The following is a 21,907-nucleotide window of genomic DNA, read 5'->3' as shown; positions in this document are numbered from 1 at the left end:
TTTACCCATAGGCCGCCACGCGCAACAGATGGCTGCACAGATCCTTGTTCCAGATCGCAATGTCGTGGAGGCACACGGCCGTCAGCTGAATATCGCGCGTTTCCCCGGCCAGCACCATCCGGCGGCAGTTCGCCGCCAGGGTGGCCATGCGCACATTCGACCAGATGGCGTGAAAATCGATGGCATCCGCCGGAACATCCGGGCCACCTGCGGCGCGGTAGGCACGCATGAAGGCATCCCATTCCATGACCCGGTCGACGGCGGGGCGTATATAGCCCAGATCGGCGGCCGGATAGCTGATCCGCGCCAGCTCCCAGTCGAGCAACGCCGTCATGCGGTCCCCGTCGAACATGATATTGTGAAACAGGCAGTCACCATGGGTCAGCGCCAACGGCCCCTGACACCCGCGCCCTGCGTTGGCCGTCAGCCAGGGGAAAGCCACGCCCATGGCAATCGACGGCGGCGCCTGAAAAGCGTCCCAATCGCGCCGCGCGGCCTCGATCTCGGCCTGAAGCATATCCATGGAACAGGATGCCTGGGTCAGCGACAATGTATCGCGCTGGCTTTGGGCGATGCTGTGCAATCGGGCCAGGGCCGTGGCAACCTCAATCAACAGGCCGGGGCTGTCTGGCGTCCGGTAGATTTCACCCACAACTCCGTCGACATGCTGCATCAGCATGAAAGGACTGCCGACGATGTCCGTGTCGGCACACAGGGCAAGGGGCGCAGGAACCGGCACAGCATTTTGATGCACCAGGTGCAGCACGGGAAATTCCTGAACGACCGACACCCCGCCGGTCATATTGATCGATGCGTCCCGACGCATGACGATGTCCATGGGCAAGGCGGGGCAAGCATCGACCTTCAGCAGCGCCGTGATTTTCGATCGGCCGCCCAGCAATTCGCGATAATCGGTGATCCGCGCCTCCGGACAATCAAAGTGGGTGCGAATGAAGGCTTCGAGCCGGCCGCGCATATCGCCATCCTTCCCGGCCGGCAGAACGGTGCGATCGCCATGATCTGCCAACCGGTCGGCGACGAGGCGATCCAGCCCGGAGATGATATCCCCCTCCATCCGGATCAGAGGCGCGGACAGGGATGCGCCTCCTTCAAGCAAAAGGCGTACCGCCTCCGCCTCATCGGCACGGTGAGCGGCCATCCCTCCGAAATGCGGGTCGGCGCTGGCCGGAGAGATGTCGCCGGTCATGAGCGCGCCTCGCGGCTGGTTCACCATCAGGCGCGTCAGGATCTGGCGGATGGCACGCAAGGCTGCGCTGGCCTGGGGATCGGTTCCGGCGATCGGCGCGACATCCTGATCGAGCGAATGAAGAACATTCCCAATATATATCGCCAGATCATTCACAAAAATTCTCCTATCCATCTTATTATGGAATTATAACATGAATAAATTCAATGTTAATCCATTTAATTATAGTTATAATGAAGAATTTCCGCGTGAAATTATTAACGAGAAAAATTGGACTGAACATTATTTTTTTCAGGGATATGATTTCGAAAGCCAATATGGCGTCTGCATTCATATAGGACGCCTGGTCGATGACCCTCAAATCTGGCGATCGACGCTGCAAATCTATTTGCCGGACCAGCAATTATTGACGACCACCCTTTGGGGGCGTGATAGCCATGTCTTTGGTCCGGGTGCCGGGCCACTGAAGATCAGCTGTGTCGAGCCGTTCAACCTGTGGACAATCGCATTTGACGGCGTCGCGCAACGGGTCACGCGGGAAGCGCTGATGCAGGATATCATCGAGGATGCGCCGGTCGAACCGATCCGCTTCAACCTGATGTTCGAAGCCGTCGGCCCGCTTTTCGGCCGGAAGAAGGAACAGGCCGAAGCCAAGGCGGTGGGCACTTTCCATACCGAACAGATCGTCCGCATGCGCGGGCATTTCCAGCATCGCGGCGCCTTATTCACGGTCAGCGGTCATGGCGCGCGCGACCATAGCGCAGGGCCGCGCGATTATGGCCCGGTCATCGGGGATGTCTGGTTCCAGTCCCATTATGAAAATGGCGATTGCCTGATGGTGCAGGTCGTGCGGTTCGACGACGGAGAGTTGCGCAATTCCTATTATTTCGACGCAGCGAGCGGCGCGATCGAGATGCTCGACATTATCGACCATCCTTCCGTTGCCACGGCGGATACCGCAGAAGGCAGCATCGCCCGCGACCCGCTGGCAGACCCCAGCGTTCGCCATTTCGAATTCAGGCTCAGGCGCAACGACGGCCGCGATCTCCATGTGAAGGGTGAGTTGGTGCATTCCCATGCCATCAGCTACATGTCGCCCATGGAGGAACTGAACGGCACCCTGTCCGATGGACGGGACGGGATTCAGATGTGCGAAAGCCCCGCACGCGTGGAAATGAACGGCGTTCCGGGCTGGGCCCTGCGTGAACGCGCCCTCCGCATTCGCTGCCTGCAACCCTCCACATCCCCGCGGAGGCACGGATGATGACGGATATGCCATCCCAGGTCGTCGCGACGATCGGCCCGCGCGGAGACATTGCCGCGATCAACGGCATAATCGACCAACTGTCCCGCGCCTTTTTCGATCGCGACGCCGATCAACTCATGTCGCACTTCATTCGCGATCCCGACGATCGCTTCGTCGTCTTCGACTTTTCACCGCCCCTCATGGATATCGGCTGGCGCAACGCCTATGAGAAAAGCCTGGCTTTCTTCGCGCAATTGAATGGCCCAGCGAACATAAGCTGGGAGGAACGGCGCATCACGGTGGAAGGCCATATGGCCTTCGTCGCGGCGCGCCTCAAATGTCGCGCCACCACCTGTTCTGGCGATGCGATCAGCCTGACCGGACGGTCCACCATCATATTCCAGAAGATATCGGACGTTTGGCTAATCATTCACGAGCATGATTCATGCCTGTAAGATACCAGCCACAGGAGGTTCCTCAGCCATCCCGGCCTATCAATCCCCCAGCAGGGCCGTGACGGTCTTCGTCTCCATATAGTGCAGTACGCCTTCTTCACCGACCTCGCGGCCCCATCCTGATTCCTTGACGCCGCCAAAGGGCGCGGAGGGATCGTTCATCCCGTGCGTGTTGATCCATACCGTTCCGGCCTGAAGCCGGCGCGCGGTCAGATGCGCGCGGGACAGGTCACGGGTCCAGATATTGGCGGCCAGACCATAGCGCGTGTCATTGGCGCTCTTTACCACCTCATCGACATCATCGAAGGGCGTCGCCACCAGCACCGGACCGAAAATCTCCTCCTTGACGATGGAAGCATCGGCAGATGGATTGGCAAAGATGGTCGGCTCCACGAAATAGCCATCCCGATCACCGGCACCCCCGCCGGTGACGAGATCCGCGCCGCTGGCCTTGCCCTGTGCAATATAATCCAGCACCCGTCCCTGCTGCACCCGCGATACCAGCGGCCCCAGCATCGTGTCGGGATCGCGGCCATGGCCCAGTTTGAATGTCCTGGCGACCCGCGCGATGCCATCGACCACTCTGTCGAACACCGGACGTTCGACATAGAGGCGTGACGCGGCAAGACAGACCTGGCCAGAGTTGAAAAAGATGGCGAGCGCCGCGCCGAGCGCCGCCTGATCCAGATCGGCATCGGCGAAGATGAGCGACGGCGATTTGCCGCCCAGTTCCAGCGTCACGCGCTTCAGGTCTTTCGCACAGGTCTGAACGATCTGCTTGCCCACGCGGGTCGATCCGGTGAAGGCAATCTTGTCGATACCGGGATGCTCCACCAGTGCCTGCCCCGCATCATGGCCATAGCCGGTCACGATGTTGAGTACGCCTTCGGGCAAGCCCGCCTCCAGCGCCAGTTCCGCGAGGCGCAGCGCGGTCAGGGGCGTAACTTCGGAAGGCTTGAGGACGATCGTGCACCCCGCCGCCAGCGCCGAGGCGATCTTCCAGGCTGCCATCGCCAGCGGATAGTTCCATGGCACGATCTGGCCGACCACGCCGATCGGCTCGCGCACCGAGTAGCTGTGATATTGCCGCCCATCCCCCGATATCGGGTTCACCTGTCCATAGAGCTTCGACGTCCAGCCGGCCATATAGCGAAAAATGTCGACAGCGGCAGGCACATCCACCGCCAGCGCATGATGCACCGCCTTGCCATTGTCATAGCTTTCCAGCAGCGCCAGTTCCTGCGCATGATCCTCGATCTTGCGTGCGATCGCCTCGATGATCTTCCCGCGATCGAGCGGCCGCATCCGTGCCCATGTGGCGGATTCGAACGCCGTCCGGGCTGCCGTCACGGCACGGTCCACATCCGCCGCCGCACCGGCCGGCACGCTGGCGAAAATCTGCCTCGTCGCCGGGTCTTCCACATCGATCCTGCGCCCGTCCCCGGCCTCCTCCCACGCGCCACCGATCAGCATGCGGGTGGTCGGCAGGCGGACCTCGTGCCCCGGTTCGCCATGCAGGCTGGCAGCGACGGGCGTGGGTGCATTCATGGGGCATATCTCCGGAAGGGGAAGAAGGAGCCGCGCCCGCCGTTCAGGGCGCGGCCCAGGGGAGGCTTGTTCAGAAACGTGCCGAAAGGCTGACGCCAAAGGTGCGCGGCCGGCCAGCGAAGCGGACGGTCGTGTCGGTAATGCGCGTCGCGTTGGTCCAGTAATAGGTGTTGCCCAGATTGCGGACGAAGGCGCTGATCTTGTAGCGCTTGTCGCCGAAGGACAGTCCGGCACGCAGGTCGATCAGCACATAATCCTCGATCGTCAGCCCACCCTGCGCGGAAAGACCGGCCGATGGCGTGGCACGGGCATCACCCAGCACGGCCTTGGTATCGCTCTGGAAATTCAGGTTCGCGCCGACAAAGGCCTCCACATCGTCGCTCAAGGCCCAATCATATTGAGCGTCGGTCACGATCTGGAATTTGGGCGTGTAGGGGAAGGCCGATCCGCCGAAATCCACCTGATTGCCATAGCTATCATAGTTGACGAAACTGCCCTTGATCTTCGTGTCTAGATAGGTCGCACCGATGCTGACGCGCAGCCCGTCGGTGGGCGCCAGGTCCAGTTGCAGTTCCGCGCCCTGCACGCGGGATTTCGGCACGTTGACCAGCGCCTCCAGCGGCCCGAACACGTCGGGATTGGCGATGACGCGCCCCTTCAACTGCTTGTCGCTATAATCATAATAGAAGAGCGCGCCGTTGATCTGGGCGGTATTCTCCAGAACGGTCAGCTTGGCGCCGACCTCATAGGCGGTCACCGATTCCTGCGTCACCGGGTTGAACTGGTTGGCGTCGCTGGCCGACAGCATCGGGAAGCTGCCCGACTTGTACCCCTTGCTGACCGACGCGTAGAGCAGCACATCCTTGCTCGGCTTGTAATCGATGCCCGCCCGCCAGGATATATTATCCTCGTCGAGCGTGCGCTGCACCTCCCCGACGGTCAGAGTCGTCCCATCGATCGTCACGCAGCCGTCGGTCGGAATGTCGATCGCCGGCAGGCCCACGGTGCTGCGGATATAGTTGACCAGATTTTCGATCCCCAGCCCCAGCGCATTGCCGCGATCGGCAGTGCAGCCGGCAAAGTCGATATTGGTCTTGGTATAGCGCACCCCGCCATGCAATGTGATCGTGTCGCCAATGTCATAATCCAGATTGGCGAACACGGCCTTGTTCACGAATTTCTGCCGCGAATATTGGCTGTAGATGAAGAAGGGGATGCCAAGGCCGGCGTCCACGAAATTATAGGCGGGCGTCGACTGGTCATAGGGGCCGGCATCATCCTGCTGGTAGGTTTTCTCCCGCGCATAATTGGCGCCCAATATATAGGTCAGGCCACCTGTCCGCCCCTGCAACCGCAATTCCTGCGACAAGGCGGTGATCTTGCCCGTCGTATTGTAGAAATAGTCGCGCAGCGCTACGCCGTCCGGATCAATGTCCTGATCGTTATGATATTTGGAATAGCTGGTGATCGACGTCAGGGTCAGGTCATCGGTCAGATCGATGTCGCCGCGGAACGCCGCCGACAAGAACCAGTCGTCGCGCTTGGGCCTCTGTTCCGGCGTCCAGTCAGCATCGCGATTGTTGCGCGGCGCGATCGGATAGGTAGCGAGCGGCCCCAGTCGTGCCGGATTACCCAGCGGCACCACGCCGATCAGTTGCGCCGCCTGCCCGTCGCTCTTGTCGATGAAGCCGTTGAGGTTCAGCGAGAAGCGCGCACCATCGGACGGCTGGAAGTCGAGCAGGATGCGCCCCGTGGTGAAATTGCGGTCACCCAGTTCCTCGTCGCGGGTATAGCTGCGCTGCCACGCCCCGCCCTGCTCGGTCCGCAAGGCGACGCGCGCGGTCAGCGTATCGCTGATCGGCCCGCTGACAAAGCCGCCGGCACTCACCTGCCCGAAACTGTCGACACCTGCGTCCAGCCCGGCCTTGAAACTCGTCGTCGGCTTGGCGGCGATATAGTTGATCGCCCCGCCGGTCGCGTTCGATCCGAACAGGGTGCCCTGCGGCCCCTTCAGCACCTCGACCCGTTCCAGATCCAGCGTCGCGCCGCGCGTCATGATCGAAAAGGGGATCGGCACCTGATCCTGATAGATGCTGACCGTGGGCTTGGCCGCCAGGCTGGTGTCGTAGAAACCGATACCGCGCAGCGTGTAGACCGGCGTCGCGAAGGCGCTTTCGGTATAGTTGAAGCCCGGCACGATCTTCACCAGATCGGCGACATTGGTGACGCCCTGGTTCGCCAGCTTCTCGCCCGAGGCGGCCGTAATCGACAGTGGCACATCGTTGATCGCCTGCTCGCGCTTCTGCGCGGTGACGATGATGTCGCCCAGGCCCGCCGGCTGCTGCTGCGCCTGTGGCGCGCCACCCTCCTGCGCGAAGGCCGGCGATTGCAGCGCTACCGCCGAAACACTCGCCACCAGCAGGGCTATTGTCTTTTGCATGTCAGGCTCCTCCCATATCGCCCGGATATTCCACACTCGGGCATTGTCCCGGCCCCGCCTGTGCGGTGTCCCGGCATTCTGAAAAATCAGGCTTTCTTGAATCGGATCGGCAATGCCTTGTAACCGCCGACGAAGTTCGTCTCGACCAGCCGGGGATCGCCCGCCATCTCCACTGACTTGAGATGCGGCAGCAACTCCTCGAACAGGATGCGCATCTCCAGCTTGGCGAGATGCTGGCCCAGGCACATATGCGGGCCGAAGCCGAAGGCGATATGCGGGTTGGGTGATCGACTGATGTCGAACCGGTCCGCGTCGGCAAACACATCCTCGTCCCGGTTGCCCGATGGGTAGCAGATCATCAGCCGCTCCATCGCCCGGATGTCCATGCCGCGCACCTGCGTGTCGGCGGTGGCGTTGCGCATGAAATGCTTGACCGGACTGGTCCAGCGGATCGCCTCATCCACCAGACCGGGGATCAGCGACGGATCGGCCTTCACCTTCGCCCAATTCTCCGGATAGACCATCATCCCGTGCAGGCCGCCGGCGGTGGACGATGACGTCGTGTCATGCCCGGCCGTCGCGATCGCGACATAATAGCCATTGGCTTCATCGCGGGGAATCGGCGCGCCGTTGATGCGGGAATTGGCGATCAGCGAGAGCAGATCGTCGGTCGGCTGCGCGCGGCGCTGTGCACTCAACCTGTCGAAATAGACGTAGAAATCCTCGATCGACGCGGCCCACTGCCTAGCCGCCACCACCGGGTCGGCCGCCATTTCCGGCCGTTGCTCCTCGGGATCATGGACGCCGAAAAATTCCTGCGTCAGCTTCAGCATCTTCGGCTCGTCCTCGGGCGGCACCCCGAACAGGGTCATGATGACGCGCAGCGGATAGTGAAGCGCGAAGTCGCGCACGAAGTCGCATTCGCCATCGAAACTCAGCAGATTGTCGACCGACTGGCGCGCCAGCACCCGGATCTGCTCTTCCAGCTTGCTGATCTTGCCCGGCAGGAACCAGTTGGACGTCAGCGTGCGGTAGGACGCATGTTCGGGCGGGTCCATATAGGTGAGGGAGGATAATATGCGCAGCGATCCGCCATTGATCTCCCGCGTGAAGGCATCGGACGCCTGATCGTTGAGAACCGGGTTATGATCGGCATTGTGGAACAGCTTGGCATTGCGCTCCACTTCCCGGATGTCGGCATGTTTGGTGACGATCCACAGCGGATCATAGCCCGGCACCTGCGCAATCCCCAGCGGCATGTGCGCGCGCAACCATTTGAAGGCGCCATAGACCACCGCATCATCGGTATAGCTTTTCGGCGCGATGACGATCCGCGCAATATCGTCGGGAATGATCGGACGCGTGTCTGCGTCCAGCGAAGTCGCCATGAAACTACCCTCTCCAGCTACGCCGCCCTTCGGACATTTGCGTATTGCGTATGCCGATTACGTAACTGTGGACAAGGAGAGTCGTCAATCGTAAAAAGCGGTCCGACCATTCACGCTTTAAATGGCAGGAATCGGCGATTTTCCTTGGGAATGCGTGGAGATATCGAAAAGCACCGTCCCAAGTTTTGAATGATCGACACCAAAATTGAATAGGAGGATGAACATGGAAGTACAGGCAGCCGTCGCCAGGATCGCTGGCGGAGACTTTACGATCGAGCGGCTGGAACTCGGCGACCTGCGTTCCGACGAGGTGCGGATCAGGATCGTCGCGACCGGACTATGCCATACGGACATCGTCGTGCGTGACCAGTTGCTGCCCACGCCCCTGCCGGCCGTGCTGGGTCATGAGGGCGTCGGCATAGTCGAAGCGGTGGGAACCGACGTGACAACCGTCGCACCGGGCGATGCCGTGGTGATGGGCTTCGCCGCCTGCCGCGCCTGTCCGCAATGCGATGCTGGACAACCCGCCTATTGCCGCGACTTCGCCGCGCTCAACTTCGGCGGTTGCCGTGCGGACGGATCGACCTGCCTCCATGATGGGACGGCGCCGGTCAGCAGCCATTTCTTCGGCCAGTCCTCCTTCGCGCGCCATGCCATCGTCGCCGCTCGCAATCTGGTGAAAGTGCCCGCGGATGCACCGCTGGACCTGCTGGGGCCGCTGGGCTGCGGCATCATGACCGGTGCGGGCGCGGTGATGAAAGCGCTGAAGCTCCAGCCGGGTGAGGCCATACTCGTCACCGGCGGCGGCCCGGTGGGGCTGAGCGCCGTCATGGCGGCCAAAGCCTCCGGCGCAGGCGCGATCTTCGTCGCCGATCCGCTGGAAAGCCGCCGCGCCATGGCGCTGGAACTGGGCGCCACCCATGTGATCGACGTGACGGCCGGCGACACGGCAGAACAGCTACGCGCCATCCGGTCGCAGGGCGTCGATTGCGTGCTGGACACATCGGGCGCCGTGCCTGCGATCGATGCCGGCATGCGCGCGCTCGGCCCGCTTGGGCGATTGGCCATGGTCGGCGTGCCCAAGGCGTTGGATGCAGCCGTCAGCCTCAACATCCTGCACATGCTCTCGCTCGGCATCAGCATCTGCGGCGTGACGGAGGGCAATGCCGATCCCCAGACCTTCCTGCCCGAACTGATCGCCCTCAATGCCAAAGGGCTGTTCCCGTTCGAGAAGCTGATGACCCGCTATCGGCTGGAGGATATCAACCAGGCCGTCGCCGACCAGCATGACGGCCGTTGCGTCAAGGCCGTGCTGACGATGGATTGATGCCGTCTGCGGGGCGATCCGTTTCCTTGCCGGCCCGGATCGCCTCGACATGGCGGAAGAAGGCGCGCTGCCGCATCAGGCCGAAAAAATCGAGCATCAGCGGCAGCGCATGCTCCACCATGGTCGCCGCCTCCGCCACATCGATATGGCCCTCGACCCGCTCCATGAAGGTGGTCGCCTCCCACCGTCCGACGAAATCCGCCGCTTCGGTGTAGAAACCCAATATCTCGGGCGTGTAGTCCAGTCGCTGATCGAAACCGGCCTTGCGCATGTCGCCCCAGATCCGCACCAGATGGGCGCTGGTGATGCTCAGCGCCTCCCCCTGATCCGTATCGATAATGTCGAGGATACCGATCTTCGCCAGCGTGCGGGCATCCTCCGCTGCGCTGGGATAGCGTTCCAGCAGCGACGCGATCGTCACCGGCGGACCATCCGCCCCGGCGCGATGGGCGACCAGTTGCTCCAGTTGGTCGAAGGCGCTGGCTTCGACCCGGCCCTCGGTGCCCTCACCGCCGATGATCGCCTTGATCTGCGCCAGCGTCAGCCGGTTTTCCCGCTGCAACCGCCGGACCGCCAGGATCGCCTGCACATGCTCCTCACCATAATCGGCGACGGTCTTGCGCGGCCGCGCGGGTTCGGGGATGAGTCCTTCGCGCAGATAGACACGGATCGTCTCGCGATGGACCCCGGTCCGCTCCTCCAGTTCGCGCATCTTCATCGCTTCGCTACAGCATGGCGAACCGGATGGAGCAAGCCGTTATGTTACCGATATACGCAGGGCGGATCATTCCGCCGCGATAACGGCCCCATGCTCAGCCTCGAACATGGCGCTCAGCACGCGGCGCGCCTGGTTGACCGCACCGTCGCTGGCGATGCCGACAAAGGCGCGGTCCGGTTCGTCATCGATCCGCGCCTGCTGCGCCTGCAAGGTTTCCTCATCCTCGGTGATGGTGTCGAAAAACTGATCGAACAGCACGTCCGGTACACCGCTTTCCTTCGGTGCGGTGGTGCAGATGGTCCAGAGATAATGGCTGGTCGTCTCGGTTTCCGGGGTGATGAAATGATTGTTGGCCAGCATGAAGCCATTGTCGCGCTTGCCTTCATAGGCGCCCGTACCGACATCGCAGCCGCCGGCATTGACCCGGCAGGTCATGCCGATGCCGGGATTGAAGCGCACTTCCTGCCAGCGATCGACCCGGCCCTTGAAACCGCCCGCATCGACATAGGATTTGGGCGGAACGCTATTGGGCATCTTGCGCAGCAACGTCACCTTGCGCCCGTCAAACTCGACCTTGGTGTCCGCCCCATAATGCTGTTCGGGATTGCCGCCGATCGTGCGGGCATGGATGTACGGCACATGGGTCAGGTCCATGATATTGTCGATGATAAGCTGCCAATTGGCTTTCACCGGGAAGTTATAGGGCCGCCATGTCCACTTGGGATCGTCATGCTCGGGATTGTCGACGATGATCGACGGGTCGGCCAGCGCCGGCTCGCCCATCCAGATCCAGATCAGATGATCCTTCTCCACCACCGGATAATGGCGCACATTGGCGGCCGGCGGGATACGGGTCTGGTTGGGGATGCGGGTGCAGGCGCCGCGCTTGTCGAACTCCACGCCATGATAGCAGCAGCGGATGACATCGCCGTCGACATGACCGGCGGACAGCGGCATGGCGCGATGGCTGCACCGGTCCTCCAGCGCGGCGATCTCGCCCGCTTCGGTGCGAAACAGCACGACGGCCTTGTTCAGATATTTGCGGCCGAGTGTCTTGCCGGGCGCGATGTCGGCCGCGAAGGCAGCCACATACCAGGCGTTATAGATGAACATCCGACTCTCCTTACCCTGGCCGATAGCGTTGCCGGCCTCATTTGCTGTTGTGCCATGAATATGCCGCGCGCGACGGCTCAGCCAATCGCTATGCGATAATGCCATAAGATAAGCGGGATGAGCGATAAGATTAGCGGACCGATCGCCATCGCTCCTCAATGTTACCGCAGATACAGGCCGCCATTCATGTCCAGCGTGGCCCCCACGAAGAAACCGCCCCGGTCCGACGCCAGCAAGGCCGCCGCCGCCGCAATCTCGCTCACCGCCATGAAACGACCGACCGGCACCTCGCCTTCCACCCGCGCAATCTGTTCCGCCGACAGGCGCGCCTTGGCGGTATCAATCGGGCCGGGCGCGATCGCGTTTACGGTGACGCCTGTGCCGGCCAGATAACGCGCGAAATATTTGGTCAGCATGATCGCCCCCGCCTTGGACGCGGCATAATGGGGCGACGCCACCGTCCCGCCATTCTGCCCGGCCAGCGAGGTGATGTTCACGATCCGGCCATAGCCATGGTCGCGCATATGTTCGGAAAATATCTGGCAGCTCAGGAACACGCTGCGCATGTTGATCTGGACGATCGCGTCGAACTCTTCCGGCGTGATATCCTGCGTTGGCGTGCGTTTGGCAAAACCGGCATTGTTGACGACGATATCGACCTTGCCCCAGTCCGCCACGATCCGGTCGCGCGCGGCCAGAAAATCGGCCTTCTCCCGCACGTCGAGTGGCAGAGCGATGGCACTTGTGCCGCTCGGGTCGAGCGATCCTGCGACCTGCTGCGCCACGGCCAGATCGACGTCGCTCACTGCCACCCTGCCGCCCCCGGCATGGATTTCGCGCGCGATCGCTTCCCCCACGCCACGCCCGCCGCCCGTGATGAGCGCCGTGCGCCCCGCAAAGGAGAAGCTGCCGTTGGCGGGTAAATCAAACTGTTCGGCCATGGTCCGTCCTGATGCTGAAAAAGAAAAAGGGGGAGGCTGCACCCTCCCCCTGCAACGCCTCCGACTTACGGCCTGATGGAGAGAGTCAGGCCATAGGTGCGCGGCGTATTGGTGAAGATCTTCCAATAGGTCGTGCCATTCCCCGGCACCGCCAGGAAGGCCGTGATATCATCGGCATTGACGATCTGATAATTGTTGGTGAGGTTCTTCCCCCAAATACCCAATGTCCAGCGGCCATCGGCAGACTCATAATTGAGCCGCGCATTCAATGTCCGCCCCTTGGTATCATTGTACAGATTTTCATACAGCGGCAGGGTATTGGCATCATCCGTCGAAATGCGGCTGGAATAATTGAAGTCGGCCTGCGGCGTCAGCTTCGCCCCGTTGCTCATCGCCAGGTCGTAGCTGGCTCCGATAGTGAAGCTGTCACGCGGCGCGAACTTGGCCGGGTTGCCCGAATAGTCGAGATTGACCAGCGGATCGCGCAGATCGGTATAGGTGCCGATCAGGTGCGTGTAGTTGCCGGTCAACCGCAGTCCATCGACCGGCCGCAGCACGGATTCGACTTCCCACCCCTTCATCTTCAGCGTGCCGTTATAGGTATGGGCAATGCCACCCGCGCCAGAGAAATTCTGGAGATTCTTGGTCTTCTGCTTGAACAGCGCAACGTTGAAATCGAGCATGTTGTTGAACAACCGGGTCTTGGCGCCGATTTCGTAATTCTGCGCCTTTTCCGGGTCCAGCGGGATAGTCGGATCGCGATAGGCATTGTCGACGAACCCACCCGACTTGAAGCCCTTCGCCCAGGTCGCATAGAGGTTCACATTGTCGATCGGTTCATATTTCACCGTCACGCGCGGGGTAAAGGCGTTCCAGGTCTTGCCGCCGGACGCCAGCACTTCGCCGGGGAAACCGAAGCCTGGGATTGCGCCGGCATCGGTGGTCGAGAAGGCATGATAGTCGATCTTCTTGCGGTCCGACGTATAGCGGCCACCCGCGACCAGCGAGAGCCGGTCGGTAACCTCGAACGTGCCTTCGCCGAACACCGCGACGCTGCGGACATTGCCATCCTGCACGCGAGTGATGTTGGTGACTTCGGGATTCCGGCGCACGGTCGCATTGACGGCCGATCCCGGCAGCGGGCTGTAATAGAAGATGTTGGTCGTCGATACGTCGGCCGACAGATAATAGGCGCCCACCACATAGGAGAAGCGGCCCGGCGCGGAGGCAAAGCGCACTTCCTGCGTGAAGCTGCGATTCTTCACCACCTGCCGACGGTCGAATACGGGGACCACCGTTGCGACCGGCACGTCGTCGTTGATCGCATGGCTGTCATTCAGGCGATAGCCGGTGATCGCCGTCAGCGTGCCGCCCAGCACGTCCAGATCGCCGCGCAGATAGCCACCGCGCAACCGCTGGCGATAGGGCGACCGGGCAAAGTCGTTGTTCGTCCATTTGCCATCGTCAAAATCGCCGAAGGTCGCGGGAATACGCTGCACCCCGCCAATGCCCAGGCCAATCGCACCACCATTGCCTTCCGTATAGCTATAGTCGCCCGACAGGACGATCTTGAGCGTATCGGTCGGCTGGAACAGCAGCTTGCCGCGCATGGCCACGCCGTCGGTCTTGCCATAGCTGCCCTTCTGGTTGGGCGTGTCGATCAGGCCGTTGGAGGTTTCCGTGCTGAACGCCGCGCGGAATGCCAGCTTGTCGTCCACCAGCACGCCGTTCACCATGCCTTCGGTGCGGACATAGGCGCCATTGCCGGCCGTTACCTGCCCGAACCAGTCTTCCTTCATTTCCGGATTATTTGTGATGACCGCGATCGCGCCACCCACCACGTTGCGGCCGAACAACGTACCTTGCGGCCCGCGCAGCACTTCGACGCGCTGGATGTCGTAGAAATTGGCGTTCAGGTCATTGTTGAACACATAATAGACGTCGTCCATGAAATAGGCGACCGGCGTGTCCAAGGTCGCGGTGCGGAAGGTCGACACATTGCCGCGGATCGCGACGATCGACAGCGACTTGTCCGATGTATTGACGGTGATGCCCGGCATCTGCTGCGTCAGGGCGGTGGGGCTGAACACCTGCGTATTGCGCAGATCCTCGCCACCAAAGGCCGCGATCGAGAATGGCACTTCGCGCACCGTCGATTCGCGGCGCTGTGCCGTTACGATAATGTCCCCGCTGACCGATTCCTGCGGCGCGCTCTCTTGCGGCGCTGCGGCTTCCGCCTGCGCCATGGCCGGCGCGCTGGCGCCGATCATCAAGGCGCCCAGAACGGCGCCGATGGCGGTGGAAGTTTGGATTTTGAACGGCATGAAAAGCGTCTCCCCTGGGATGCGAGCGGCTTGCCTGCCGCCTTGGCAAGTGGGGTGAAGCAGCAAATTTCCTCGCTGCACAATAGCTTCGTCCCGATTTTTGAATGGTACGACCATATTCCGATTGGGGTCGCCGTCCGCCAGCGTCTAGCGAGGATATAGCAGATGCAACGAATGACGGCAGGCAATGGCGGGATTTCCCGGATTGGCCCGACCGTCCAACAGGGTAGTGTAGGAAGAGCCTGAACCATGCAGTCCAGTGATAGCGCAGACCTGACCAAAGTTGGTCCCGGAACCGTGATGGGCAATTTCATGCGGCAATATTGGTTGCCCGCCTGCCTGTCGTCCGAAGTGCAGAGCGATGGCGATCCGGTGCGCCTGATGATCCTGTGCGAAAAGCTGATCGCCTTCCGCGACAGTAGCGGCCGGGTCGGCATCATGGATCATCGCTGCCCGCACCGCTGCGCATCCTTGTTCATCGGCCGCAACGAGCAGAACGGCATCCGCTGCGTCTATCATGGCTGGAAGTTCGACGTGGACGGCAAGTGCGTCGACATGCCCTCCGTCCCCGCCCGCATGGATTTCAAGGAAAAGGTCCATGCCAAGGCATACAAGACCCATGAGGCCAACGGCCTGATCTGGGTCTATATGGGGCAGGATCAGGCGAACCCGCCGCCGCTGCCCGAAATCGAGGCAACGATGCACCCCGACGCCGAAATCTGGTGTCTGCAACGCGACTGCAACTGGCTTCAGGCGCTGGAAGGCGACATCGACACCAGCCATGTCGGCTTCCTGCATGTCGGCGGGATCGATGCGGACGATCTGGAACCCGACCATCCGATGCGCCCGACCGTGCTGGACCGCGCGCCCGAATATGAAGTGGCCCAGTCCGACTGGGGCGTCATGTATGGCGGCTATCGCCCCAATGACGATGGCCAGATGAGCTGGCGCGTCGCCCATTATATGTTCCCGATGTGGACGCAGACGCCCAACAACCGTTTCGCCACCCGCGCCATCGCCCGCGCCTGGGTGCCGATGGACGACGAACATTCGATGCTGTTCGACATCACCTGCGGCGTGGATGCGGGCAATCCCGCCTATAATTCGACGCTGAAGGACGGTACGCCGCTGTTCGACCAGATCAGCTATGCGCCCAACACGACCGACTGGTTCGGTCGCTGGCGCTCGACCGACAGCGAAGCGAACGACTGGGCGATCGACCGGGAATCGCAGCGCAATGGCCATCAGTTTACCGGCATCCCCAACATCACGATGCAGGACCAGGCCGTGACCGAAAGCATGGGGCCGATCACCGACCATAGCTTCGAAAATCTGGCCCCAACCGACCAGATGATCGCCCGCGTCCGCCGCCGCGTGCTTCTGGCCGCCCGCGCCTTCGCCAACAAGGGCACAGTGCCACCGGGCATCGAAAATCCGGACGTCTTCTACCGCGCCCGCGCAGGGTCCTTCCTGCACGATCCCAGCGACAGCTTGCAAAATGCCTATGAAACGGCCTTGGCAAAGGCGGTGCGCTGGCCCGAGAAGGTGGAAGCGGCAGAGTGAGCCAGACCGGCGGCCGGCACGATCCATGTGCCGGACCGCCCCGAACGAAGGGACATGAGGTGACGAGACGCATTGCGATCCGTACCGGGCGCCTATCCATCGCGCACCGGCCGGGTCAAGAGACGCATCGCGCCAAAGGGAGAGTGTGATGCAGGTACGTATCCGGACCATCCGTTGGGAAGCGGACGGGATCAACAGCTATATATTGGAACCGGTCGGCGGCGGCATGATGCCGGCGTTCGAACCCGGCGCCCATGTCGACCTCCAGCTCGAAAAGGGGCTGGCGCGCAGCTATTCGCTGGTCAACGATCCCGCCATTCGCGGCTATTATGAAATCGCCGTCCATCACGCGATCGACGGTCGCGGCGGATCGCGCCACATTCACGAGAAATGGCGCGTCGGCCAGATCGTCGAAATGTCGGAGCCGAAGAATAATTTCCCGATGGTGGAAGACGCCACCCATACGGTGCTGGTCGCCGGCGGTATCGGTATCACCCCCATGTTGCCCATGATCGCGCGGCTGGAGAAGTTGGGCCGTAGCTGGGAACTCCATTACGTCGCCGCCACTCCGGATCGTGCCGCCTATGTCGACCGGGTCGAGGACTATGACGGCGTCGAAATCGCCTATGACGGCGTGCCGGGGGGGCAGCGGCTGGACCTGAAGGCCATTTGCGCCCGCGCCCCGGCCGACGCGCATCTCTATTGCTGCGGCCCGACCGGCATGCTGGACGCCTTTGTCGCGACCAATGCCGACCGGCCGAAAGGCCACGCCCATATCGAATATTTCTCGGCCGAAACCGAACTGGCGACCGAAGGCGGCTATACGCTGGAACTCGCCAAGAGCGGCAAGACCATCGCCGTCGAGGAAGGCGAAACGATGCTCGACGCGCTGCTGATGGCTGGCGTCGATATCGGCTTCGCCTGTTCGGAGGGGATTTGCGGCACCTGTCAGGTCAAGGTTCTGGACGGCGTGCCCGATCATCGCGATCATTTCCTGACCGATGAGGAGAAGGCCGCGAACAAGCTGATCATGGTCTGCTGCTCGGGCGCGAAGACCGCCAATCTGGTGCTGGACATCTGATACGGGCGCACTGCGCCGAACGATAACAGGGCAAACGCCCATCAAGGAGAAGCCGTTTGGCAGGGACCGCGTTGGAGCCGGAAGGCAAGGGGATGCTGGACGCATTGCCCCTGTCCTCCTTTCAGGTCTGGGCTGTGCTGATGATTGCCGCGACCGTCGTTCTGGACGGTCTGGACAATCAGATGCTCGGCCTGGCCGCCCCGTCCCTGCTGAAGGAATGGAATATCAGCCGCGACGCGCTGGGTTTCGTCTTTGCGCTGGGTTTCGTCGGCATGGCCGTGGGCACGCTGACATCCGGCTTCATCGGCGATCGCTTTGGCCGACGCGGCGCGCTGCTGATCGGCGTCGCCATCTTCGGCGTGGCGACGCTTGCCACCGGCTTTTCCGTCGAACTGTGGCATGTGGCCGTGCTCAAGACGCTGGCCGGCATCGGCCTTGGCGGCGTGCCCGGCACGGCCAGCGCGATGATCGCGGAATTCACCCCCGCCCGCTGGCGCAGCGTCGCCGTCACCTTCGGCGTCGTCTGCGTGTCGATCGGCGGCATATTGGGCGGGGTCGGCGCCGCTGCGATCCTGCCGGTGCTGGGCTGGCGCTGGCTCTTCTATCTGGGCGGTCTGCTGACCATGGCGTTTGTCGCCCTGCTCTGGTTCATCCTGCCGGAATCGCCCCGCTATCTGGCCGAACGGCCCGATCGCCGCGCGGAACTGGACGCGATCCTGCGCCGCATCGCCCATCCCGATCCGGCGTCCGTGCGACCGGCGGAGAAGGTGGATGGGAAAGCGCCCTACGTCCCGTTCGGCGCCCTGCTGCAAGGCGCGCTGCGGCGCGACAGTCTGGCGCTCAGCCTCGCCATGTTCTCGGGCATGTTCATGATCTACCTCATGTTCAACTGGGCACCGACCATGCTCTTCAGCGCCGGCTTCGGGCTTCAGACCGCCAGCCTCGGCCTCACCAGCTTCAATCTGGGCGGCACGATCGGCGCGATGTTCGCCAGCCTTGCGATCATCCGTTTCGGATCGCGCCCCACGCTGATCCTGATGGCGATCACCGGCGCATGCGTCTGCGCGTTGCTGGCGCTCCTCCCCATCGACGGCGGCCGCAACGAACCGGCCGTTCTCGCCGCCCTCGGTGCGCTCGGCCTGTTCGCCAGCGCCGCGCAATCGGCCATGTTCGCGGTCGGCGCCCATGCCTTCCCCACCGCCGTGCGCGCCCGCGGCCTGGGCCTGATGGGGGCCGCCGGCCGCGCCGGCGCTATCGTCAGCGCGGTCGCCGGCGCTACCCTCATCGGCGGCGGCAATATGGGCTTCTTTGGCGTGCTGGCCGGCCTGATGCTGGTCAACGCCCTTGGTTTCATCGCCGTGCGGGGCCATGTCCCCCGCCTCGGCCGGCAGGATGCACGCGCATGAGCGACTATGACTATATCGTGATCGGTTCCGGGTCCGCCGGCAGCCTGATGGCCAATCGCCTGTCCGCCGACCCGGCCAACCGCGTCGCCCTGATCGAAGCCGGCCCGTCCGACCGCCAATGGCCGGTCAACATCAAGACCGCCATGCCGGTCGGCAACATCTTCCTGCTGCCGCACGAAAAATATAATTGGAAACAGTCGCTGGCGGGCAACGACGCCGTCAACAACCGCCAGATCAACTTCCCGCGCGGCAAGCTGTTCGGCGGATGCAGCGCCATCAATGGCGGCGTCTATATTCGCGGGCAGAAGGCAGATTATGACGGCTGGGCCGACGCCGGCAATGGCGGCTGGTCGCATGACGACGTCCTCCCCGCTTTCAAGACTGTCGAAAACTACCACGGCCCCGACCAGTCCTGGCATGGCAAGGGCGGCGAACTGGACGTCGAAAAACCGCGTAGCTGGAACCCGATCGCCACCGCCATCGTCGATGCCGCCGCGCAGGCCGGCCATCACCGCAACAATGATTTCGCCGGCGAACGGCAGGACGGCTTCGGCCGCTACGACCTCAACCAGCGCAACGGCACCCGCCTGTCCAGCGCCCGCGCCTTCCTCCACCCTGCGCTCCATCGCGAAAACCTGACCGTCCATGACGAAACGATGGTCCGCCGCATCCTCTTCGATCGCGGCCGCGCCAGCGGCATAGAGGTCGAGAAGGACCGCGCCCGCCGCATCTTCACCGCCCGGCGCGAAATCATCCTGTGCGCCGGCGCGACCAACTCGCCCCAGCTGCTCATGCTGTCGGGCATCGGCCCGCAGGATCATCTGCGCGCCATGGGCATAGACATCGTCCATAACCTGCCCGGCGTCGGCCAGCATTTGCAGGACCACCCGACCGTCCATGTCGCGATGGAAAATCCGTCGGGCGAATCCTACGCCATCTCGCCCAAGGCACTGCCCCGCATCATCGCCAGCCCGTTCAAATATCTCTTCAACCGCACCGGCATGCTGGCGTCCAACGTGGCCGAATGCGGCGGTTTCCTCTGCACTGACGGCAGCGGCCGGCCGGATATCCAGATCACCTTCCTCGTCGGGCTGAAGATCGACGCCCGTTCGGTCCCGCGCCGCCATGGCTATATGGCGCTGATCCAGTTGCTCCGCCCCAAAAGCGCCGGCTCCGTCAGCCTGGCGAGCAACCGGCCGGAGGACAAGCCGGTCATCGACCCCAATTTCTTCTCCGACCCCTATGACATGCAGACCCTGATCGCCGGCTTCCGCGAGGCCCGCCGCATCTTCGCCCAGCCAGCGCTGGCCGCCATGACCGGCGACGAAATCGAACCGGGCGCCCAGCATCAGAGCGACGCGGAGATCGACGCCGCCCTGCGCCGCATCGTCAACACAGCCTACCACCCAACCGGCACGTGCAAGATGGGGCCGGACAGCGACCCCATGGCCGTGGTCGACAATCGCCTGCGCGTGCGCGGCATCGCCGGTCTGCGCGTAGTCGACGCATCGGTCATGCCGGAAATCATCAGCGGCAACACCAGCGCGCCCACCATGATGATCGCGCAGCGCGCCGCCCGCTTCATCCTCGAAGACGCCCTTCGATCCAATATTGCCGCCTGACCGGCCCGGAGAGACTTATGACCATCACCACGATCCCGCCCCGCCCCGCCCTGCTCGACCGGCCCGAACAGGATATGCTGATCGGCGGCCAGCGCGTGCCCGCCTTGTCAGGCAAGCGGTTCGAAACCCGCAATCCCGCTACCGGCGAACTGCTGGCACTGGTGGCGCAGGGCGGCGCGGAAGATGTCGACCGCGCGGTCAAGGCCGCCCGCGCCGCGCTCTCCGGTCCGTGGGGCCGCATGAAGGGGGCCGAGCGCCAGCGCATCATGCTGCGCCTCGCCGATCTGGTGGAGGCCCATTATGAGGAACTGGCGATGCTCGACACGCTGGACCTCGGCGCACCCTATAGCCGCACCATCCTTGGCAAGGCGCGCGCGGGCAGCCTGCTGCGCTATTATGCGGGTCAGGCGACGCTGATCGCCGGCGAAACGCTGGACAACAGCGCGCCCGGCGATGTCCTGTCCCATACAATCAAGGAACCGATCGGCGTCGTCGCCGCCATCAATCCGTGGAACGGCCCGATCGGCATGTCCGTCTGGAAAGCCGGGCCGGTCCTCGCCAGCGGCTGCACCCTCGTCATGAAGCCCGCCGAACAGACGCCGCTGTCCGCCCTGCGCTTTGGCGAACTCTGTCTGGAAGCCGGGGTGCCCGAAGGCGTCATCAACATCCTGACCGGCATGGGCGACGCTGGCGCGGCCCTGTCCAGCCATCCCGGCGTGGACAAGATCGCCTTCACCGGATCGACCGGCGTGGGCGAAAAGATCCTGCATGCTGCCGCTGCCACTATGAAACGGGTCACGGTCGAACTGGGTGGCAAGTCCCCGAACATCGTCTTCGCCGACGCGGATCTGGACAAGGCGGTGCCCGCCGCTGCCATGGCCGTCTTCGCCAATTCGGGGCAGATCTGCTCTGCCGGCACCCGCCTCTTCGTCCAGTCCTCTATCCGCACCGAGTTCATGGAGCGGCTCGCCGCCTTCACGAAGACGATCAAGGTCGGCGATCCGCTGAACCCCGAAACGCAAATCGGCCCGGTCGTCTCCGCGCTTCAGATGGACAAGATATTGGGCTTCATGGACAGCGCCGTGGCGGAAGGCGCCAGTGCGCTGGCCGGCGGCGCGCGCCTCTCGGGCGCGGGCTATGACGATGGCTATTTCCTCGCCCCCACCATCTTCGACAATGTGACCGACGACATGACGATCGCACGGGAAGAGATTTTCGGCCCGGTCCTGTCCGCATTCTCCTTCGACACGATCGAGGAAGTGCTGGAACGCTCCAATGCCACGCCCTTCGGCCTTGGCAGCGGCGTCTGGACCCGCGACCTCGCCACCGCGCATCGCATGGCGCGCGGCATCCGCGCCGGGTCGGTCTGGGTCAATTGCTACCAGATGCTCGACCCCGGCGTCCCCTTTGGCGGCTATGGCATGAGCGGCTTTGGCCGGGAGTCCGGCCCCCACCATATCGAGGATTATCTGGAAACAAAGGCGGTGTGGATCAAACTGGACTAAGAGCATTTTGAAGTCATCCGGTA

At 62.8% G+C, this 21,907-nt stretch carries 16 protein-coding genes; 8 read left to right on the top strand and 8 right to left on the bottom strand.

Features of this window, described 5'->3' with window-relative positions:
• Position 1: 1 nt before the first annotated feature.
• Entirely contained in the window at positions 2-1,363 is a 1,362-nt protein-coding gene (locus tag ACNHGR_RS20670) for a phosphotransferase family protein (RefSeq protein ID WP_475288615.1), read from the bottom strand.
• Between the two features lie 250 nt (positions 1,364-1,613).
• On the opposite strand from ACNHGR_RS20670, the gene ACNHGR_RS20665 reads away from it, so the two are divergent.
• Together ACNHGR_RS20665 and ACNHGR_RS20660 are read left to right on the top strand one after the other, a co-directional pair.
• Positions 1,614-2,471, top strand: a complete 858-nt coding sequence (locus ACNHGR_RS20665) for a hypothetical protein (protein WP_184274606.1) — start codon at positions 1,614-1,616, stop codon at positions 2,469-2,471.
• Entirely contained in the window at positions 2,468-2,908 is a 441-nt protein-coding gene (locus ACNHGR_RS20660) for a YybH family protein (protein ID WP_475288613.1), read from the top strand. The genes ACNHGR_RS20665 and ACNHGR_RS20660 overlap by 4 nt, the downstream gene beginning before the upstream one ends.
• Before the next feature lie 39 nt (positions 2,909-2,947).
• Here the strand turns inward: ACNHGR_RS20660 and ACNHGR_RS20655 are convergent, their stop codons facing one another.
• The 3 genes from ACNHGR_RS20655 to ACNHGR_RS20645 all read right to left on the bottom strand — a co-directional run bounded on the left by ACNHGR_RS20655 (position 2,948) and on the right by ACNHGR_RS20645 (position 8,284).
• Positions 2,948-4,456, bottom strand: coding sequence for an aldehyde dehydrogenase family protein (locus ACNHGR_RS20655; RefSeq protein WP_475288612.1), 1,509 nt, complete (start codon positions 4,454-4,456; stop codon positions 2,948-2,950).
• A gap of 70 nt (positions 4,457-4,526) precedes the next feature.
• A complete protein-coding gene (locus ACNHGR_RS20650) occupies positions 4,527-6,896 on the bottom strand; it encodes a TonB-dependent receptor (protein ID WP_475288611.1) in 2,370 nt (789 codons plus the stop codon).
• Between the two features lie 86 nt (positions 6,897-6,982).
• The gene (locus tag ACNHGR_RS20645; protein WP_475288610.1) at positions 6,983-8,284 is read right to left on the bottom strand and encodes a cytochrome P450; all 1,302 of its coding nucleotides are present in this window, start codon (positions 8,282-8,284) and stop codon (positions 6,983-6,985) included.
• A 223-nt stretch (positions 8,285-8,507) separates the two neighbouring features.
• On the opposite strand from ACNHGR_RS20645, the gene ACNHGR_RS20640 reads away from it, so the two are divergent.
• Positions 8,508-9,611 carry an NAD(P)-dependent alcohol dehydrogenase gene (locus ACNHGR_RS20640; RefSeq protein ID WP_475288609.1) on the top strand — a complete coding sequence of 368 codons (1,104 nt, stop codon included), beginning with the start codon at positions 8,508-8,510 and terminating at the stop codon, positions 9,609-9,611.
• Here ACNHGR_RS20640 and ACNHGR_RS20635 read toward each other — a convergent pair.
• The 4 genes from ACNHGR_RS20635 to ACNHGR_RS20620 all read right to left on the bottom strand — a co-directional run bounded on the left by ACNHGR_RS20635 (position 9,586) and on the right by ACNHGR_RS20620 (position 14,707).
• Complete coding sequence (locus ACNHGR_RS20635) at positions 9,586-10,329, bottom strand: MerR family transcriptional regulator (RefSeq protein ID WP_184274598.1); 744 nt, start codon at positions 10,327-10,329, stop codon at positions 9,586-9,588. The genes ACNHGR_RS20640 and ACNHGR_RS20635 overlap by 26 nt on opposite strands.
• Positions 10,330-10,395: 66 nt before the next feature.
• Entirely contained in the window at positions 10,396-11,442 is a 1,047-nt protein-coding gene (locus ACNHGR_RS20630) for a Rieske 2Fe-2S domain-containing protein (protein WP_475288608.1), read from the bottom strand.
• Between the two features lie 161 nt (positions 11,443-11,603).
• On the bottom strand, positions 11,604-12,383 hold the full coding sequence (locus ACNHGR_RS20625) for an SDR family NAD(P)-dependent oxidoreductase (RefSeq protein WP_475288607.1): 780 nt from the start codon (positions 12,381-12,383) through the stop codon (positions 11,604-11,606).
• Between the two features lie 65 nt (positions 12,384-12,448).
• Positions 12,449-14,707, bottom strand: a complete 2,259-nt coding sequence (locus tag ACNHGR_RS20620) for a TonB-dependent receptor (protein WP_475288605.1) — start codon at positions 14,705-14,707, stop codon at positions 12,449-12,451.
• 249 nt (positions 14,708-14,956) lie between these two features.
• On the opposite strand from ACNHGR_RS20620, the gene ACNHGR_RS20615 reads away from it, so the two are divergent.
• The 5 genes from ACNHGR_RS20615 to ACNHGR_RS20595 all read left to right on the top strand — a co-directional run bounded on the left by ACNHGR_RS20615 (position 14,957) and on the right by ACNHGR_RS20595 (position 21,884).
• Positions 14,957-16,270 (top strand): Rieske 2Fe-2S domain-containing protein, encoded by a 1,314-nt coding sequence (locus tag ACNHGR_RS20615; RefSeq protein ID WP_475288604.1) that lies wholly within the window; start codon positions 14,957-14,959, stop codon positions 16,268-16,270.
• Positions 16,271-16,418: 148 nt separating this feature from the next.
• The gene (locus ACNHGR_RS20610) at positions 16,419-17,351 is read left to right on the top strand and encodes a PDR/VanB family oxidoreductase (RefSeq protein WP_475288602.1); all 933 of its coding nucleotides are present in this window, start codon (positions 16,419-16,421) and stop codon (positions 17,349-17,351) included.
• A 56-nt stretch (positions 17,352-17,407) separates the two neighbouring features.
• The gene (locus ACNHGR_RS20605; RefSeq protein ID WP_475288601.1) at positions 17,408-18,757 is read left to right on the top strand and encodes an MFS transporter; all 1,350 of its coding nucleotides are present in this window, start codon (positions 17,408-17,410) and stop codon (positions 18,755-18,757) included.
• The gene (locus tag ACNHGR_RS20600; RefSeq protein ID WP_475288600.1) at positions 18,754-20,379 is read left to right on the top strand and encodes a GMC family oxidoreductase; all 1,626 of its coding nucleotides are present in this window, start codon (positions 18,754-18,756) and stop codon (positions 20,377-20,379) included. The genes ACNHGR_RS20605 and ACNHGR_RS20600 overlap by 4 nt, the downstream gene beginning before the upstream one ends.
• Before the next feature lie 17 nt (positions 20,380-20,396).
• On the top strand, positions 20,397-21,884 hold the full coding sequence (locus ACNHGR_RS20595; RefSeq protein ID WP_475288598.1) for an aldehyde dehydrogenase family protein: 1,488 nt from the start codon (positions 20,397-20,399) through the stop codon (positions 21,882-21,884).
• Positions 21,885-21,907: the final 23 nt, after the last annotated feature.

Source organism: Sphingobium sp. RS1 (assembly GCF_056156825.1).
The sequence above is the reverse complement of the archived record's forward strand: the minus strand, read 5'-3'. Positions and strand labels throughout refer to the sequence as shown.

Bases quoted from the DNA above. Each gene is read 5' to 3' on its own strand.
- ACNHGR_RS20660 (WP_475288613.1), top strand. From the start codon at position 2,468: ATGATGACGGATATGCCATCCCAGGTCGTCGCGACGATCGGCCCGCGC.
- ACNHGR_RS20655 (WP_475288612.1), bottom strand. From the start codon at position 4,456: ATGAATGCACCCACGCCCGTCGCTGCCAGCCTGCATGGCGAACCGGGG.
- ACNHGR_RS20650 (WP_475288611.1), bottom strand. From the start codon at position 6,896: ATGCAAAAGACAATAGCCCTGCTGGTGGCGAGTGTTTCGGCGGTAGCG.
- ACNHGR_RS20645 (WP_475288610.1), bottom strand. From the start codon at position 8,284: ATGGCGACTTCGCTGGACGCAGACACGCGTCCGATCATTCCCGACGAT.
- ACNHGR_RS20640 (WP_475288609.1), top strand. From the start codon at position 8,508: ATGGAAGTACAGGCAGCCGTCGCCAGGATCGCTGGCGGAGACTTTACG.
- ACNHGR_RS20635 (WP_184274598.1), bottom strand. From the start codon at position 10,329: ATGAAGATGCGCGAACTGGAGGAGCGGACCGGGGTCCATCGCGAGACG.
- ACNHGR_RS20630 (WP_475288608.1), bottom strand. From the start codon at position 11,442: ATGTTCATCTATAACGCCTGGTATGTGGCTGCCTTCGCGGCCGACATC.
- ACNHGR_RS20625 (WP_475288607.1), bottom strand. From the start codon at position 12,383: ATGGCCGAACAGTTTGATTTACCCGCCAACGGCAGCTTCTCCTTTGCG.
- ACNHGR_RS20620 (WP_475288605.1), bottom strand. From the start codon at position 14,707: ATGCCGTTCAAAATCCAAACTTCCACCGCCATCGGCGCCGTTCTGGGC.
- ACNHGR_RS20615 (WP_475288604.1), top strand. From the start codon at position 14,957: ATGCAGTCCAGTGATAGCGCAGACCTGACCAAAGTTGGTCCCGGAACC.
- ACNHGR_RS20610 (WP_475288602.1), top strand. From the start codon at position 16,419: ATGCAGGTACGTATCCGGACCATCCGTTGGGAAGCGGACGGGATCAAC.
- ACNHGR_RS20600 (WP_475288600.1), top strand. From the start codon at position 18,754: ATGAGCGACTATGACTATATCGTGATCGGTTCCGGGTCCGCCGGCAGC.
- ACNHGR_RS20595 (WP_475288598.1), top strand. From the start codon at position 20,397: ATGACCATCACCACGATCCCGCCCCGCCCCGCCCTGCTCGACCGGCCC.